At 55.1% G+C, this 490-nt stretch carries 1 protein-coding gene; it reads right to left on the bottom strand.

From position 1 onward, the window contains the following. A partial coding sequence (locus Xsto_RS20880) for a phage portal protein (RefSeq protein WP_099126331.1) occupies positions 1–490 on the bottom strand: 490 nt, incomplete at both ends.

Below are 490 nucleotides of genomic sequence, written 5' to 3'. Positions count from 1 at the left end.
CCAGTTCACCACCCACGGCATCACGGTGTGGCGGACAAACTGAATGGCCTGATTGCTGATATTGGAAAACGTGGCTTTTTCAAGGTCGTTAATCATGTGGGCCGGCACATTGAACAGCCCGGCAATCATGGAGCGGTTAAGTTTCATCATGTCAATCAGTTGCGCATCCACCGGCGAGACGGTCAGGGCTTTGTAATCCAGCTCTGCCGGCAGCAGCATGGTCTTGTTTTCTTCACTGCGCAGGGCCGCCGCTGCTTTACGCCACATCAGTTTAAGCCGCTCCCAGCCCTTATCATTGATTTCCCCTTTCACGGAGACAATCCCGGCTGGGCGGGCATTACCGCCAAAGAACGCACTGGTGTACTTCTGCCCGCTCATGCCCATGCCGATCGTTTCCGCATGTTGCAGGATGGGGCTTAAGCCCATTTTCTGGTTATTGCCCAGTGCGCGGATGTGGATCATGTCGTCGGGGCTGATGGCAAAATTGCCC

Source organism: Xenorhabdus stockiae, from assembly GCF_002632825.1.
GTDB classification, from domain to species: Bacteria; Pseudomonadota; Gammaproteobacteria; order Enterobacterales; family Enterobacteriaceae; genus Xenorhabdus; species Xenorhabdus stockiae.
Note: the sequence above shows the minus strand (reverse complement) of the source record. Positions and strands in the feature narration are given on the sequence as shown.